This window comes from Glutamicibacter soli, assembly GCF_003309065.1.
Lineage (GTDB): Bacteria > Actinomycetota > Actinomycetes > Actinomycetales > Micrococcaceae > Glutamicibacter > Glutamicibacter soli.
The window spans coordinates 67,004-83,203 of the sequence record NZ_POAF01000004.1 but is presented as its reverse complement, the minus strand read 5'-3'; the positions used below and the strand labels follow the sequence as shown (position 1 = coordinate 83,203).

General features: G+C 57.8%; 13 protein-coding genes. 5 read left to right on the top strand and 8 right to left on the bottom strand.

Going from position 1 to position 16,200, the window contains the following annotated elements:
• Window positions 1-2,939: 2,939 nt before the first annotated feature.
• From C1H84_RS09530 to rpmH, 8 genes are all read right to left on the bottom strand, one after another.
• Window positions 2,940-4,088 carry a ParB/RepB/Spo0J family partition protein gene (locus C1H84_RS09530; protein ID WP_047120564.1) on the bottom strand — a complete coding sequence of 383 codons (1,149 nt, stop codon included), beginning with the start codon at window positions 4,086-4,088 and terminating at the stop codon, window positions 2,940-2,942.
• Window positions 4,089-4,275: 187 nt separating this feature from the next.
• Window positions 4,276-5,205 carry a ParA family protein gene (locus C1H84_RS09525; RefSeq protein WP_082124035.1) on the bottom strand — a complete coding sequence of 310 codons (930 nt, stop codon included), beginning with the start codon at window positions 5,203-5,205 and terminating at the stop codon, window positions 4,276-4,278.
• Between the two features lie 175 nt (window positions 5,206-5,380).
• Window positions 5,381-6,022 (bottom strand): 16S rRNA (guanine(527)-N(7))-methyltransferase RsmG, encoded by a 642-nt coding sequence (rsmG, locus tag C1H84_RS09520; protein WP_047120565.1) that lies wholly within the window; start codon window positions 6,020-6,022, stop codon window positions 5,381-5,383.
• A gap of 45 nt (window positions 6,023-6,067) precedes the next feature.
• The gene (locus C1H84_RS09515) at window positions 6,068-6,595 is read right to left on the bottom strand and encodes a Jag family protein (RefSeq protein ID WP_047120566.1); all 528 of its coding nucleotides are present in this window, start codon (window positions 6,593-6,595) and stop codon (window positions 6,068-6,070) included.
• A 2-nt stretch (window positions 6,596-6,597) separates the two neighbouring features.
• Window positions 6,598-7,563 (bottom strand): membrane protein insertase YidC, encoded by a 966-nt coding sequence (yidC, locus tag C1H84_RS09510; protein WP_113607277.1) that lies wholly within the window; start codon window positions 7,561-7,563, stop codon window positions 6,598-6,600.
• Entirely contained in the window at window positions 7,563-7,940 is a 378-nt protein-coding gene (gene yidD, locus C1H84_RS09505) for a membrane protein insertion efficiency factor YidD (protein ID WP_047120568.1), read from the bottom strand. Before yidD ends, yidC begins: the two co-directional genes overlap by 1 nt.
• Window positions 7,940-8,290, bottom strand: a complete 351-nt coding sequence (gene rnpA / locus C1H84_RS09500) for a ribonuclease P protein component (protein WP_082124036.1) — start codon at window positions 8,288-8,290, stop codon at window positions 7,940-7,942. Before rnpA ends, yidD begins: the two co-directional genes overlap by 1 nt.
• Before the next feature lie 65 nt (window positions 8,291-8,355).
• A complete protein-coding gene (gene rpmH / locus C1H84_RS09495) occupies window positions 8,356-8,493 on the bottom strand; it encodes a 50S ribosomal protein L34 (RefSeq protein WP_082124037.1) in 138 nt (45 codons plus the stop codon).
• Between the two features lie 518 nt (window positions 8,494-9,011).
• Between rpmH and dnaA the strand changes: the two genes are divergently transcribed.
• The 5 genes from dnaA (at window position 9,012) to gyrB (ending at window position 16,159) form a co-directional block, all read left to right on the top strand.
• Window positions 9,012-10,448 carry a chromosomal replication initiator protein DnaA gene (gene dnaA, locus C1H84_RS09490; RefSeq protein ID WP_113607276.1) on the top strand — a complete coding sequence of 479 codons (1,437 nt, stop codon included), beginning with the start codon at window positions 9,012-9,014 and terminating at the stop codon, window positions 10,446-10,448.
• Window positions 10,449-10,914: 466 nt separating this feature from the next.
• The gene (gene dnaN / locus C1H84_RS09485) at window positions 10,915-12,042 is read left to right on the top strand and encodes a DNA polymerase III subunit beta (RefSeq protein ID WP_113607275.1); all 1,128 of its coding nucleotides are present in this window, start codon (window positions 10,915-10,917) and stop codon (window positions 12,040-12,042) included.
• Between the two features lie 55 nt (window positions 12,043-12,097).
• The gene (recF, locus tag C1H84_RS09480; protein ID WP_047120572.1) at window positions 12,098-13,261 is read left to right on the top strand and encodes a DNA replication/repair protein RecF; all 1,164 of its coding nucleotides are present in this window, start codon (window positions 12,098-12,100) and stop codon (window positions 13,259-13,261) included.
• Complete coding sequence (locus C1H84_RS09475; RefSeq protein WP_113607394.1) at window positions 13,254-13,811, top strand: DciA family protein; 558 nt, start codon at window positions 13,254-13,256, stop codon at window positions 13,809-13,811. The genes recF and C1H84_RS09475 overlap by 8 nt, the downstream gene beginning before the upstream one ends.
• 344 nt (window positions 13,812-14,155) lie before the next feature.
• Complete coding sequence (gyrB, locus tag C1H84_RS09470) at window positions 14,156-16,159, top strand: DNA topoisomerase (ATP-hydrolyzing) subunit B (protein ID WP_200899427.1); 2,004 nt, start codon at window positions 14,156-14,158, stop codon at window positions 16,157-16,159.
• The last annotated feature ends 41 nt before the right edge of the window (window positions 16,160-16,200 follow it).

Here is a 16,200-nt window from a genome sequence, read left to right as displayed (position 1 = left end):
ATGCACATCATTTCCATTCTTCGGGGCCACTATCGCAAGCATCAACGCCATCTTCAGGGCAGAGGTAATCCTCTATCGACGGATTCGCGAAGTGGCAAAGTTGCACGCGGAAATCCGACATACAGCGCATCGCAACACACCTGATAGACCAAAAGCATTAAATTAGCAAAAGGACGTCCTTGAATTACACATCGCAATCTATCAGAGCTCTTGGTTCTGTTAATACCAGATTATTTGGTGTTCACGGATAGGAATCCAACCCCGAAAATACACAGATGAACTTCTGGAGGTCCTTTGCTTCAGCAGTCTCTACGGATGTGCACCGCAACGCTTGGCTGCTCAGGAATTGAACATGGCGCAGGCTCTACTACCAGCGTGCGTGGGAAAGGATCCCGCTGGCGCGGACGAGAGATTGCATACGTTGAGCAGCTGGCGGTGCTTGATGACGCTTGCAATTACCCCGTCGGGTAATTGTATGAGGTGCAGAATGCGTCGAGGTGATCGTGCCAGACTACTCCCCCTTCTGCCGGTATATTCCTCCTGAACTTCCTTCAATATGTAGGAGCAACGCCGCTACGCACGGTGTTGTACACACCAAGTACGGCAGATGCTGCTGTAGGTGATTCACTTTGAAGATCGTGTTCACCCGTGTCGTAGTTGCATCAATACCCGATCAGGCTGACCTTCTCTGCATCCAGGACGAACGTTTCCAGCGAATAGGTTGCCTCTAGCCGGGGAGAGTTTTGGAGACGTACTCATGGCCGAGAGGACCAGTCTCTCTACTGCGTCGACGCTAGCTTCGTAGTTCACTGTAGGGACCTATCCTCCGGGAAGAATCCAGAAGACTCTACTCATCTAGAAATTGACCGTTGTGGTTGTGCAGCTAGAATTTCTGCTTGTGTTGATGCCAATTTGATCTTCATCCGTGGCCCGATTGCGTCGAATTGAACATGAAACTGGGCAGCCCAAAGCAGGGTGAATAATCGGAGGTTTAGGAGCCACCGCTATTCCAATTCAGTGCCGCCTGCCAGGTCACCGCGCCGGCAGGCGGCACCGAGAACGCATCCCGCCAGTTCGATGCCCCGTCTGGAATGCCGCACCGGGTGCCCCGACTTTGCCCGTTTCTTCGGGGGCAGGATTTCCAAGTTGGCGTCAACCTGGCCGACTTCTTTGTGGAGTGTGCGCTAATCCAGTTACGTAAACACGCTCTTGTGCTCGTTGCGGCCAAGGAATAAGAACTGTCGGTACACCATTCTCCCTGTCAGCTCCTTCCACTCGTCCCAGCCGCTTGAGGCAACATTGGCCGCATTCAGGACTTCGGCGGCACTATTGCCGGACACCGCGAGCCGACACGATGTGGCGTCCCGGGAGCCCCTCGACCTGAAGCTGGAGTATTCGCTTCGCTTTGTTCTTTTATGGCATTGGCAACGGCTTCTTCCACCACACATCCAGTTGCAAGGCGGGGAGGAATTTTTGCATGGCGGCGCTGGAAGAGTATAATGCGGCATCCGGCAGGTGGTTCTCGAAGAGTCGAATATTCGGCACGGTCCCAAGAATCTCCGTAGTCAGTTCTGCGCCATCTTAGTGGTGAATTGGAACAGCGTCAGCGATAACCAGAATTGATTGAATCAGACGATCCCCTAGCGCCTTCCAGCTGAGCGACAACGCCGGCGGCGACGTATAAGGGCGGCGACACCATGCTGCGCGCCTCAGGAGGCCTCTGAGAGCCCATGGATCGCCTCAGGGGCGGGGTAGAGCCATATAGCGGGCCTGAGAGGCGCTGTGTACGGTTCTAGCGGCCAGCAGGGACGATCTTGGCAGCAACTTATCCGAGCTTCACTACATGGCAACGGTGCCATAGGTGAAAGATTGGTCCGGGCACCCACATTCATTGCCAGTGACGCTGTAATTCCCAGATTTATCGCTCTGGTCAATCGACGAGCCAACCGTAGCCACTCTCCCTTGGCTGATCCGAGCTAAATATCTTTCATGCGGGCCGGCGCTCCAATGGCAGTTGGGACTTCATCCAAGGACTCTGTTGTTGATCCACAGACTTTGTTGCCAGCTACAGTGCGCTCTTCGATTCCCCCGCTGCGGACTGATGTTTGACGGAAAATCCAGTGCGAGGAACAGCATCTGTTTCGGTCCGGATGGCAGGCCTCAAGCATAGTCCATGCAACTAAGCGCCCCAAGGAAAAAGTCCTGCACCATCGACACTGAACGTGCCCGCATCGCCGCTCCGATAGTTAGGACAGATTCGGACAGGTGCAGTGAATCAGGCTCGGCACGAGAAGCATGTTCGACTCTATGGTGATGCTGTTTGCCCTTGGCAGCATCTAAGAATTATTCGTGGCCATGTTCGCAGGTATCCCCCAATGCAGTACACCATTCGCAAGATCATGCTCTTCGAGCTATCCGAGTCGTGGGTGCGGACCGATTCGCCGGATTGGTCTCCGGAAACAAACTGGGTAATGACATAACGTTCGCACTAGCCATCAACAATGGAAACAAGTAGCCCCGGACTGCGCCCGATACCTCAGCTTCAGGATCAGCATTATTGCCCAAGCGGTCTATTGGCCAATAGGATTGTTGTGACCGCAGTATCCGGAGTTTTGCGTGTGACAATTGCATTGTCCGCTGTAGCAACTACCAGGGTCGGTTCCGGTCCATCATGTCCACTGCTCCGAAGGTCAAAGGAAGCGTTCCCAGATACCTTGGCAATGCGTCCTCTTGAGTCCTGGTTTTGTAGTGCATTTTCTTATCGATCCGGGTGTTGAAGCAGGAATTTCAAATCAATCGTCCATCGTCTCGTCTCCCCAAATCAGTCCCTTCGACAAGTCGAGAGGTGTTTCACGTGAAACACGGCTCGTGCGAAACGCAGTTAAGGCAAGCAGGGTGCATGTTTCACGTGAAACATGCACCCTGAAGGGATGGGACTATTAGGATTTCATATTCGGATCGAGAACTTCCATGATTCGATTCAAATCTTCGACAGAGGCGAATTCGATACTGACCTTGCCTTTGCGACTGCCCAGCTGGATCTTGACGTTTGTATCGAGCCTGTCTGCAAGTGATGTCGCGATAAAGTCGAGCCTCTCATTCCGCTGCGCCTCGCGTACCTTCCGCCCCTTAGGTTTTGGCTTGTCATCGCTCAGGGCAACTGCTTCTTCGGTGGCGCGCACAGACAGGCCTTCGTTAATAATGCGCTGGGCGAGCTGCTCAATCGCCTCGTTATTGGAAAGCCCAAGAAGAGCGCGGGCATGACCTGCAGAAAGCACACCGGCGGCAACACGACGCTGCACCAGTGCCGGTAGCTTCATGAGGCGGATCGTATTGGAAATCTGCGATCGAGAGCGCCCGATTCGATCCGAAAGCACTTCTTGAGTGCAATTGAACTCTTCAAGTAGCTGTGCGTATGCAGCCGCTTCTTCCAAGGGGTTGAGTTGCGAACGATGCAAGTTCTCCAAAAGTGCGTCGCGCAGGAGATCCGTATCTTGCGTATCCCGAATGATCGCAGGAATTGTCGAAAGTCCTGCTTCCTGGGTTGCCCGCCAACGGCGTTCACCCATAACCAGCTCATATGGTGCGTCGTTCTTTTCACGAGACGGACGCACGACGATAGGTTGCAAGAGACCGATTTCGCGGATCGAGTGGATGAGCTCATCCATATGTTCTTGGTCGAAATTGGTACGCGGCTGCTTGCGGTTCGGATGGATAAGCTTGACGTCAAGCTCGGCGAACTGTGCTCCAGGAACATCGACGAGCCCGTCAGTTTCAACCTCGACAATGGGTTCCGCGGGCTTCGGCTTGGTCGACGCAACCGTGGAAGTGAGTCCCGGCATAGTTGCTCGCGCCTTCTTGCCGGAACGCGATGGAGTGCTTGTAGACGCCGGAGAGGAGGATTTTCTCCCCGGTTCGAAGAACATGTCTACGGGGCGAGCTGGTTTGGCTTTAGACGGCGGAGGGGTCGTTTCCGGCGACGTTGTTTCACGTGAAACATCCGTTTTTTCTTCTGGAGCCGTCGCTGCTGGCGAGCTGGAAATCAGCGCACCTAGTCCCCTGCCCAAGCCACGTTTCTTCTCGGCCATTTGATGCACGCCCTTTCGTCCAGAATCTCAGCCCACGACTAGTCTACTGTTACCTGCGATAGGAGTTGGGACGCGTTGCACTAGTAATCCGGGTGTTTCCATCACTTCCGGAATTTGGTACAAATAATCCGCCTTAAACAACCAAAAGAAGAAGTTTTCCTTCTCTTCGTTGCTGAAATGCTTCGAGCTAGGCTTTGACTCCACGGTCAGCTATTTCCTGTGCTGCCTCCGAGTACGAAAGAGCTCCTGTGGAGTTCGGATCGTATGTGATCACGGTCTGCTGGTAGCTTGGCGCCTCGGAAATTCGAACTGAACGAGGAATCACGGCCTGGAGCACCTGCTCGGGGAAATGCTCGCGAACTTCGTTAGCAACTTGAGCGGCCAGGTTGGTTCGTCCGTCGTACATGGTCAGCAAGATGGTTGATACTGTCAGTCGGGAGTTCAGGTGTTTCTGAATCATCTCGATGTTCTTCAGCAACTGGCTCAGGCCTTCCAGGGCGTAGTACTCGCACTGGATCGGGATCAGGACCTCGCGTGCTGCAACGAAAGCATTGACTGTCAGCAGTCCGAGGCTCGGCGGGCAGTCGATGAACACGTAGTCCAGACGCGGCTGTCCCAAGCGCTGTCGGGTACGCGCGTAGTCGTCTAATGCGCGTTGCAGACGCTGTTCGCGGGCTACGAGGGAAACGAGCTCGATTTCTGCGCCTGCCAGGTGGATGGTAGCGGGCGCAACCTGAAGCGAAGGCAGATCAGGGCAAGTAGCTACCACATCTGCCAGCGGTACGTCGTTAATCAGAACGTCGTAGATGCTGTCTACCTCGGCGTGGTGCTCAATGCCCAGCGCGGTCGAGGCGTTGCCCTGCGGATCGATGTCGATCACCAGGACATTCAAACCTCCCTTGGCCAATGCAGCAGCCAAGTTGACGGTCGTAGTTGTCTTTCCTACGCCACCTTTTTGGTTTGAGATAGTGAAGTATCGGGTCTTGTCAGGCTTGGGCACCTTACGGGCCTCCAAAGCTTCGCGTCGACGATGTTCGCTCGCCAGCTGGCTAGCTAACGGCGAGGAAGAGTCGTTGAAGTCAAAAGCGCTGCTCGACGAATCCTTGGTCTTAGACAAGGTTAAACTCCTCCTCATGGAATGATGCAGTCGCACTTTCTGACTGTCATCGACAATGTTTCACGTGAAACATTCAAAACAAGTCTTTAAGTTTGCAATCAGCTTTTTATGTCGAATGCCTTCAACATAACCGCGTCTGGCGCACCTAGAGCTGTTTCAAGCCTAACTCGTTGGACTAGCCAACCTTGATACGAACCACCGTAGTAGGTTCGGCGAGGAGTCCTTCCCCGATCACCATAACTTCGGTTTCCTTACCGCCCAGCTTGCGGATGGCCTTCGAAGCCTTGTCGATTTCCTCGGCGGCAGAGCGGCCCTTGATGGCGATGAGCTCGCCCTCACCGTGCAGCAATGGAATCGTCAGTCCGGCAAGATTAGTCAGCGCCGAGACAGCGCGTGCGGTCACGTACCGGGCATTGACGACGTCTACCATCTGCTCGGCGCGGCCACGCATGACGGTGACGTTGGTCAGGCCCAAGTCATCGATGACTTCGGAAAGCCAGATGCAGCGGCGCTCCAGGGGCTCGATCAGCGTCAGGTTCAGGTCCGGGCGGGCGATGGCCAAGCAGAGCCCTGGCAGGCCGGCACCGGAGCCCACATCGGCTACCTCGGCGTCCTTCTCCATGACCGACTCGATGACCGCGCAGTTGAGTACGTGACGGGACCAAAGGCGGGGCACCTCACGCGGGCCGAGCAGGCCGCGCTCGATGCCGGAGGTAGCCAGATGCTCTACATAGCGCTTGGCAAGATCAAGACGGTCCCCGAAGATCTTTTCGGCGGCGAGCGTCTCTTCTGGGTTGAGGCTGAGGTCCTCAGTCATTGCATGGTCCTTTGGTTGTTCACGTACGCTTTCGGCCGGCGCGGATTAGTTGTCCAGCATTGACACAACGATGTGCCGGCGGCCCGACTCACCCTCGGATTCGGAGTGCAGTCCAGCGTCGGCAATGACGTCGTGGACCAGCTTGCGCTCATAGGCGCTCATCGGCTGCAGGTGGACGTCCTCACCGGTCTCTCGGGCCTTGTGAATCGCTTCGTCGGCGATGGCATGCAACTGCTCGGCTCGATCCGAACGGTAACCGGCGATGTCCAGAACCAGCCGCGAACGCTCTCCGGTAGCGTTTAGGACAGCCAGGCGGGTAAGTTCCTGAAGTGCGTCCAGGACTTCGCCATCCTTGCCGACAAGGCTGCTCAGATCGGCGCCTTCTTCCTCAGTCACGATCGAGATGTACGTGCGGCCACCGCGGATTTCGATGTCGATGTCGCCATCGAGGTCCGCGATATCCAGGAGCTCCTCAAGGTAGTCGGCGGCGACGTCGCCCTCGTCCAGAACTTCCTGTTCGGAATCGACCTGGTTTTCCAGATCGTTCACTTCAATGTTTTCGGCTGCAGTCATGGCTATTTCTTCTTCCGGCGGTTCTTACGCTGCGGCTGCTCGCGCTGGCCCTTAGGCTGCTCGATGACGGGCTGCTCAGCTTCTGCGTTCTTCTTCTGGCCAACTGGTGGCAGGCCCTTGGCGGCGCGTCGGGCGTTGAGCTCACGCTCTGCCTCGGAACCCGGAGTCGGGTTGTTGTGGATGACCCAGTACTGCTGGCCGAGGGTCCACAGGTTGGTGGCGGTCCAGTAGATCAGCACACCGATTGGGAAGTTGATGCCGCCGATGCCGAAGACCAGTGGCAGGATGTACAGCATCATCTTCTGCTGCTGCATGAACGGGCCCTGCAGGGCTTCTGCGCTCATGTTCTTGGTCATCAGCTGGCGCTGGGTGAAGAACTGGGAAGCGATCATGGCAAGGATCATGATCACGGCGACGATAACGACGGCCCAGTTGGTGTCGCCGGAGTTGAAGGTGCCCAAGAACGTCTCGGACAGTGGCGCGCCGAAGATGGTTGCTGCGTCGAAGCTGCGGATATTCTCAACCGACAGGGCGCCGACGGACTGTCCGGACTCGCTTGCATGGGAGGCGTTGTTCAGCACGCGGAACAGCGCGAAGAAGAACGGCATCTGGATCAGTAGCGGGAGGCAGGAAGACAGCGGGTTGGTCTTGTGCTTCTTGAACAGCGCCTGCTGCTCCTGCACCATGGCCTGACGCGACATCTGGTCGGTCTTGCCCTTGTATTTTGCCTGCAGCTTCTTCAAATCCGGCTGCAGGGCCTGCATAGCGCGCTGCGACTTGATCTGCTTGACGAATACCGGAATCAGCAGGGTACGGATCAGCAGCACGAGGAAGATGATGGACAGAGTCCAGGTGACACCCGAGTCGGGATTCATGCCGATGAGCGTGAACAGTTCGTGGAAAGCCCACAGAACCCAAGACACCGCATACGTAAACGGAGTCAATATCGTGTCTAGGAAGTTGTTCATCAGAGGTCGCGCTCCTTGCGGCCGCTATCCGCGGCGTCTTCATCGTCGGGAATCACAGGATGATTCAAAACTATGATCCTCGGCAGTTTACCTTCTGGCCAAATCCTCGGTCCCTCAGGAACGTGGTCGACGCCTCCGTGGGACCACGGATTGCACCGGAGGATCCGCCATGCGGTTAGCCCGACACCTTTAACGACGCCGTGCTGGGTGACTGCTTCGAGCCCATAGGCAGAACAGCTGGGGAAATATCTGCACACATCGCCGTACAACGGCGAAATGATTTTTCGGTAGATCTTGAGCAAGCCGATCAGGATATTGCGTGGAATGTCGATGACGAACCACAACACTCCTGTGCGGGGTGCTGAATCTTTGCGCATCAGCGTGCCTCGGTCTTTCGAACTGCCGAGGCAAATGCCGAGGAAACCTGCGAATGGAGTTCGTCCCAGGAGATTTCTGCAGCTCCAGGGAGCGCACGTACGACGATGTCCAGATTTCCATCCGCACGCCGAAGCTCATGGGCTATTTCGCGCATTCTCCGCTTGGCAAGGTTCCTTTTAACGGCAATACCTACAGCCTTGGACACAATGAATCCAAACCTGTCCCCCGATTCTTCATCAATCCGGGGTCGTGCATATAGCACGACGTTCCGGCGTCCGCTTCGGACGCCGGAACGTACAGTGGCTGTAAGGTCCTGCGCTAGGCGCAGTCGCTGATTCTTTGGCAACATGAGATTTCTTCGTGACTCTTAGCCGAGTCCAGGAAAACTACGCTGCCAAGAGCTGTGTCGCAAATTTATGCGGACAGCTCGCTGCGACCCTTGCTGCGGCGTGCCGACAGGATGGCACGACCCGCACGGGTACGCATACGAAGGCGGAAACCGTGCTTCTTGGCACGACGACGGTTGTTTGGCTGAAAAGTCCGCTTGCTCACGGTGATACTCCAAGATGTTTAGTGATACGCCCTACCCGTTGCTAGCTAGCTGGATAACAACTTGATGGCGCACATTTATTTTTTGAAAAACGCGAGGTTCGGCGGGCTCTTCTAAAACTGAGCAGGTCGCAAAACGCACGCATAGGACTAAATAACAATAGAAAAAACTGCGCGACAGGTCAAATTGGCGCACCTGTAGCTCCCCGTTTGATCTAACAGGGCAGTGCCTGTGAATAATCTACCCCAAACTTGTGGATTATTGGTGGACTCAACGAAAGAAAGTTCACATCCAAACGCGTACTTCCACGTCATCCTGTGCTTGAAAACGCTTGATTTCAAGGGAAAAGTAGATTTCCACAACCAAAACTCCGAGTTTTTCCACCGAGCTGTGCATAACCATGTGGATGACGGATAGAATCAAGGGGGGTGATGCCGATTCGGCACCACCTTAGACACCCATTCATGGGGTGTTAAGTGACCAAGATTGCATTAATTCGACGGAAAGCGGGGCGCCCTTAGTGAGCAGCGACGAAACCAATAGCATTGGTAGCTCATGGCGCCAGGTAATCCGGAAGATCGAGGACGACGACCGAGTCAAGGCCCGCCACCGCGCCTTCGTCTCCTTGGCCAAGCCTCAAGGATTGATCGGGACCACCCTGCTGGTCGCTGTGCCCAACGACTTGACCCGAGACATGCTGCAGACCCAGCTCCGAGAGCCGCTGGATGATGCACTGCGGGCAGTCTTCCAGGACGATATCCGCTGCGCCGTCAGCGTCGATCTGTCGTTGTCCGATGAATTGGAAGCCGAAGAGCCCGAAATTCAAACAGCTCCGGCAACACCACCAGCGGTGACTGAAGCCCCAGGTCCGCGCCCGCAGCCGGCACCGCAGCCCACTCCCCCATCGAACTCGCAGGAATTCGGCCGTCTGAACCCGAAGTACATTTTCGACACTTTTGTCATCGGCTCATCGAACCGATTCGCCCATGCTGCCGCCGTCGCAGTAGCCGAGGCACCGGCCAAGGCGTACAACCCCTTGTTCATCTACGGCGACTCCGGACTGGGCAAAACCCACCTGCTGCATGCAATTGGGCATTACGCTCGCCACCTCTACAAGGGCATTCGTGTGCGCTACGTGAATTCAGAGGAGTTCACCAACGACTTCATCAACTCCATCCGCGATGACGAAGGCGCCAGCTTCAAGCAGACTTACCGCAACGTCGACATCCTGCTGATCGACGATATCCAGTTCTTGGCAAACAAGGACGCCACCCAGGAAGAGTTCTTCCATACGTTCAACGCCCTGCACAACCACAACAAGCAGGTTGTGATCACGTCGGACCTTCCGCCCAAGCAACTTCAGGGCTTCGAAGACCGCATGCGTTCGCGTTTCGAGTGGGGCCTGCTGACCGATATCCAACCGCCTGAGTTGGAAACCCGTATTGCGATTCTGCGCAAGAAGGCCGATGCGGAGAATCTATCCGCGCCCAGCGATGTCATGGAATACATTGCTTCGCGCATCTCAACCAATATCCGCGAGCTCGAAGGCGCCCTCATCCGTGTCACCGCCTTCGCGTCGCTGAACAATCAGCCGGTCGACCTGGCCCTAGCGGAAACCGTGCTCAAGGATCTGATCAGCGACGACGGCGCGAAGGAAATTACGCCCTCGACCATCATCAAGCAGACCGCTGAGTACTTCGGGCTGAGCATTGAAGAACTGAACAGCAAGTCGCGTACCCGCACGCTGGTCACCGCGCGGCAGATCGCCATGTACCTGCTGCGTGAACTGACCGAGATGTCCTTGCCGAAGATCGGTGCGGAACTTGGCGGGCGCGACCACACCACCGTGATCCACGCTGACCGCAAAATCCGTGAATTGATGGCCGAGAGACGCGCGATCTTCAACCAGGTGACGGAATTGACAAACCGTATTAAGCAGAGCCAGCGGGAGCATTAAAAGCTGAAATCACAGGTGTGGATAAATCTGTGGAAGATCTGGTGACGATCTGCGCATAAGTACGGCATCGCATGTGGACGACAGAAATCATGGAACTGAGTTTCAACAAGCGCATGGAACTCAGTGTCAGCTTCAATCACATCTTGTTCACATGCACAATCTGCACCAGATCTGACGCTATGGCGGTTATCCACAGTATCCACAAGGGTTATTAACACTTCTACCTTTAAGACCTATTCATCCAAATAACGAGTCCACTCCCCGCCCAGGACTTCGGAACTGTGCAGAACCCAAATTTTTGTTGGCTGTTCCACACTTTGACCCCTTCGCTGCGACAGCGTCGGAGGGACGTGGCAAAATTATTTGCAGAGAACGTGCAACTACCTGATCTATGCTTAAGAACTTGGCGGGAAACTACCTTCTTGGCCTGACTTAAGACTTATGGGTTTCGAAAGGCGGATTTTTCGTGAAGTTCAGCGTTGAAAAGGATGTTTTGGCAGACGCCGTATCTTGGACCGCCCGGTCCTTGGCGCAGCGGCCCCCTTCGCCTGTATTGGCTGGCATTCTGATCACTACCCACGAGGGCATCGTTCGCCTTGAGGGATTCGATTACGAAATTTCGTCCCACATCGAGATTCCAGCGGACATCTCCGAGCAGGGATCTATCCTGGTCTCCGGCAAGCTGCTGGCAGAGATCACTCGTTCACTTCCGAATTCCACGGTCACCCTTGAAACCGAGGGTTCGAAGATTTCCCTGACCTGCGGCCGTTCGCGCTTCCATCTGGCCACCATGCCAGTTGATGAATACCCAACCTTGCCGGCCTTGCCTGAAATCGCAGGCACCATCGACGGACAGGCATTCGCCGAAGCCGTTTCGCAGGTCATCGTGGCCGCATCGAAGGATGACACCCTCCCGGTGCTGACCGGTATCAAGGTTGAAATCGAAAACGATCTCATCACCTTCCTAGCCACCGACCGCTACCGTCTGGCCATGCGCGAGCTGAACTGGACTCCAAACCAGTCGGAAATCTCGACTTCGTTCCTGATCAAGGCCAAAACCCTCAGCGAGGTTGCCAAGACCCTCTCAAGCTCAGGTGAGCTCAAGCTGGCCATCAGCCAGAATGGCGAAATGATCGGCTTTGAAAGCACGAACCGTCGCACCACGTCGCTGTTGATTAACGGCGAATACCCGAAGATCCGTTCGCTGTTCCCTAGCGACACCCCAATCTATGCCACCGTGCGAACCAGTGAATTGATCGAGGCCGTACGCCGTGTCTCCGTCGTTGCCGAACGCAATACCCCGGTACGCATGGCATTCACCGACGGCCAGCTGACCTTGGACGCCGGCACCGGAGAGGATGCACAGGCGGAAGAAGCCATTGTCGCCGCCCTGCGGGGTGAAGACATTGTGGTGGCGTTCAACCCGACCTTCCTTTCCGAGGGCCTGAACTCCTTCAACACTGATTTCGTTCGTTTCTCCTTCACCAGCGCACCCAAGCCGGCCATGTTGACAGGCCAGGAAAAGCTGGACGAAGAGGATCAGGACCAGTACCGCTACCTGGTCATGCCAGTTCGACTGCCGAACTCCAACTAGCAAATTCTCGGTGGGCGGCAACTGCCGCCCACCGCTTCTTCCTGTCAGGATTCCGGTGTATATCTCGCAGCTTTCCCTCACGAGCTTCCGCTCGTATGCGCAAGCCGACGTGCACCTTGTTCCCGGAATCAACGTCCTGGTGGGGCCGAACGGCGTGGGCAAGACCAACATCGTCGAATCCATCGGTTATCTGGCAAATCTTGCTTCCCATCGGGTCAGCAACGATGCTCCGCTCTTGAATTTCGGCGCCGACCGCGCGTTGATCCGAGGCACGTTGCATCGCGGAAACCAGCAAACGCAGCTCGAGGTGGAGATCACCAGCGGGAAGATCAACCGCGCGCGCATCAACCGGGCGAATCCGGTGCGTGCCCGGGAAATCCTTGGCATGGTTCGCACGGTGCTGTTCGCACCGGAAGATCTTGCGTTGATCAAGGGCGACCCATCGAACCGCCGCCGTTTCCTCGATGAACTGCTGGTGGCCCTGCGCCCGGTCGAGGCCGGAACCAAAAACGACTACGAACGCATCGTGAAACAGCGCAACGCGCTGCTCAAGTCGATCCGCGGCAAGTCCAAGCTGACTGCCTCGCAGGAAAATACGCTGCAGGCGTGGGATCTGCAACTGGCAGCCTGCGGAGCGCGGCTGATCCGCGGAAGGCTGAACGTCCTGTCGCTGTTGCGCCCCTACATGCAGGCCGCCTATGCGGATCTTGCAGACGGCGCGAAGGAAGCCAGCGCGGTATACCGTTCGTCGCTCGAAGGCGAAGTGGAAGATGCCAGCCTGCCGGCCCGGGACCTCGAATCCCTGGACCAAGAGGAAATCCAGGATCTGCTGCTGTCTGCGATCGAAGCGAACCGCTCCCGCGAGCTGGACCGCGGCATTTCCCTGTTCGGACCGCACCGAGACGACCTGGTCCTCACCCTCGGCGCGGCGCCGGCCAAGGGGTACGCCTCGCACGGTGAAACCTGGTCCTTTGCGTTGTCGCTGCGTCTAGCTGCCTACCGGGTCTTCGGCGACGACGACCCCCGTCCGGGCTCCGGGCCGATCCTGATCCTTGACGACGTGTTCGCCGAGCTGGATGCAACGCGCCGCAACCGCTTGGCCCATATCGTCGCCGGAGCCGAACAGGTGCTGGTCACAGCTGCCGTGGTGGAAGACGTTCCCGAGGCTTTGAAGGGGCATTTCTTCCAGGTCTCCCCTGGGCAGGTTGTCGATGCCTAGCCACAACTTCGACGACGAGCATCGCCTGGATCCGGAAATCGACGCCGCCAAGGCGTTGCTCAACCGAATGCGCAAGCTCGCCGAGGAGCGCGGCGAATCGCGTCTGGACGCGGCCCGCATGGCCAAGGTGCGCAAACGCCAGCTCTCCCGCAATACGCTGGGGTCCGCCAAGAAAACCACGGACGAGGACGCTCCCCGCGACCCGAGGTCCATCGGCGCAGTGGTGGCCAGGATGTCCAAATCCCGGGGCTGGAGCACCCAGGTGGCCGTCGGATCGGTGCTCGGCCGCTGGAACGAGCTGGTCGGCGAAAACATCGCCAAGCACTGCCGCCCCGAGTCGTTCGAGGACACCGTGGTCGTGGTGCGCTGCGATTCCACGTCCTGGGCGACCCAGCTGAGGCTGCTGAGCCACCAGCTGCTGAAGAAATTCGATGCCGAGCTCGGCCCCGGCATCGTGACAGTGATCCGGGTGCTCGGTCCGAATGCCCCGACGTGGCGCCACGGCTCGAGATCGGTGGCCGGCCGCGGCCCCCGGGACACCTACGGCTAGAAATGCTGGCATGGCATATGGCGGTCTAACGCACCTCCCGGCTGGATCCCCCCTCAGATGATCACTCAAACTCGCTCAGATGGTCGATTCTGTGCCTTCTGCGGCTGATTTAGGCCACAGAATCCCCGATAATTTTGCTATAGGCGGTAGAATTAGGGGTAGTGAATTGACTGTGCCGTGGGTTAACCCGCGTCTAGGTCGCTCCAGACCAAGATCGCTGAACGCGTCCGGGCTCGGACCGCGCATGGTGGTCGCGCGCCAAATTCGAGGAGTTCGTAGCACCCGTGTCTACCGAAAACGCTTCACCGCAGGAACCGGACAACATCCCAGTACCTGCTGAATCGATGACTTCCAAAGTCGAGCACACATACGGCGCCCAGGATATTACCGTCCTCGAAGGACTCGAAGCGGTACGCAAACGCCCGGGCATGTACATCGGTTCCACCGGCCCCCGCGGCCTGCACCACCTGGTTTATGAAGTCGTTGACAACTCCGTCGATGAGGCGCTGGCCGGCTACTGCGACACCATCAACATCACCCTGCAGGCCGACGGCGGCGTACGCTGCGAAGACAACGGCCGCGGCATTCCCGTGGACATCCACCCCACCGAGGGCAAGCCCACCGTCGAGGTCGTCATGACCATCCTGCACGCCGGCGGCAAGTTCGGCGGCGGCGGCTACGCGGTTTCCGGCGGCCTGCACGGCGTGGGCATCTCCGTGGTCAACGCGCTGTCCCGCAAGGTCGACACCGTGGTCCGCCGGCAGGGCCATGCCTGGCGCATCGGCTACTCCAACGGCGGGCACACCACCACTCCGCTGACCCAGGGCGAGGCCACCGAGCAGACCGGCACCACCCAGACGTTCTATCCGGATCCGGAAATCTTCGACACCATCGACTTCGACTTCGAGACCCTGCGCGCCCGCTTCCAGCAGATGGCGTTCCTGAACAAGGGCCTGCGCATCACCCTCACCGACGAGCGCGTGCCGGAGGTCGCCGAGCCAGAGGCCGAGGTCGAAGAGGAGATCGAGAACCAGGTCGTCAAGCCGCGCCGCGTCGACTACCTCTACAAGGACGGCCTGCTGGACTACGTCAAGCACCTGAACGCCGCCAAGAAAGTCGAGCTGGTCCACGACGAGGTCATCGCCTTCGAAGCGGAGGACACCACCCGCGGCATCAGCCTGGAAATCGCCATGCAGTGGACCACCGCCTACGCGGAGTCGGTGCACACCTACGCGAACACCATCAACACCCATGAGGGCGGAACCCACGAAGAGGGCTTCCGCGCCGCGCTAACCAGCCTGCTCAACCGCTACGCGCGCGAGAACAAGATCCTGCGCGAAAAGGACGACAACCTCACCGGCGACGACGTGCGCGAAGGGTTGACCGCGGTGCTCTCCGTGAAGCTTTCCGAGCCGCAGTTCGAAGGCCAGACCAAAACCAAGCTGGGCAACTCGATGGCCCGCGGCTTCGTGCAGGGTGTGGTCAACGACGAGCTCGGCGACTGGTTCGGCCGCAACCCGAACATCGCCAAGGACATCATCCGCAAGGCGCAGCTGGCGTCCCAGGCCCGCATGGCCGCGCGCAAGGCCCGCGACAACGCGCGCCGCAAGTCCCCCATGGAATCCTTCGGCATGCCCGGCAAGCTCTCGGACTGCTCCTCGAAGAACCCAATCGAGTGCGAAGTGTTCATCGTGGAGGGCGACTCCGCAGGCGGCTCGGCCAAGCGCGGACGCAACCCGCATACCCAGGCGATCCTGCCGCTGCGCGGCAAGATCCTGAACGTTGAACGCGCCCGCCTGGACCGCGCGCTGGGCAACGCCGAGGTACAGGCGATGATCACCGCCTTCGGCACCGGCATCGGCGAAGAATTCGACATGTCCAAGCTGCGCTACCACAAGATCGTGCTGATGGCCGATGCGGACGTGGACGGCCAGCACATCACCACGCTGCTGCTGACCCTGATCTTCCGCTTCATGCGCCCGCTAATCGAGCAGGGCTACGTCTTCCTGGCCAGCCCGCCGCTGTACCGCATCAAGTGGTCCAATGCCCCGCACGACTACGTGTACACCGACAAGGAACGCGACGCAGCCCTGGTCGCCGGCGCCGCCGCCAACAAGCGCCTGCCGAAGGAAAACGGGATCCAGCGCTACAAGGGCCTGGGCGAGATGGACTACTCCGAGCTGTGGGACACCACCATGGACCCGGACCGCCGCACGCTGCGCCAGGTCACCATGGATGACGCCGCCGCCGCGGACGAGATTTTCTCCGTGTTGATGGGCGAGGACGTCGAGTCCCGCCGCAACTTCATCCAGCAGAACGCGAAGGACGTCCGCTTCCTGGATATCTAGGCGATACCACCCGCGGACCGTAGAACTTTTTTGATGTGTAA

Coding starts and splice junctions, on each gene's coding strand:
- C1H84_RS09515 (WP_047120566.1), bottom strand. CDS start 6,595: ATGACTGCAGCCGAAAACATTGAAGTGAACGATCTGGAAAACCAGGTC.
- gyrB (WP_200899427.1), top strand. CDS start 14,156: ATGACTTCCAAAGTCGAGCACACATACGGCGCCCAGGATATTACCGTC.
- rsmG (WP_047120565.1), bottom strand. CDS start 6,022: ATGACTGAGGACCTCAGCCTCAACCCAGAAGAGACGCTCGCCGCCGAA.
- rnpA (WP_082124036.1), bottom strand. CDS start 8,290: ATGTTGCCAAAGAATCAGCGACTGCGCCTAGCGCAGGACCTTACAGCC.
- yidD (WP_047120568.1), bottom strand. CDS start 7,940: ATGCGCAAAGATTCAGCACCCCGCACAGGAGTGTTGTGGTTCGTCATC.
- C1H84_RS09475 (WP_113607394.1), top strand. CDS start 13,254: ATGCCTAGCCACAACTTCGACGACGAGCATCGCCTGGATCCGGAAATC.
- yidC (WP_113607277.1), bottom strand. CDS start 7,563: ATGAACAACTTCCTAGACACGATATTGACTCCGTTTACGTATGCGGTG.
- C1H84_RS09530 (WP_047120564.1), bottom strand. CDS start 4,088: ATGGCCGAGAAGAAACGTGGCTTGGGCAGGGGACTAGGTGCGCTGATT.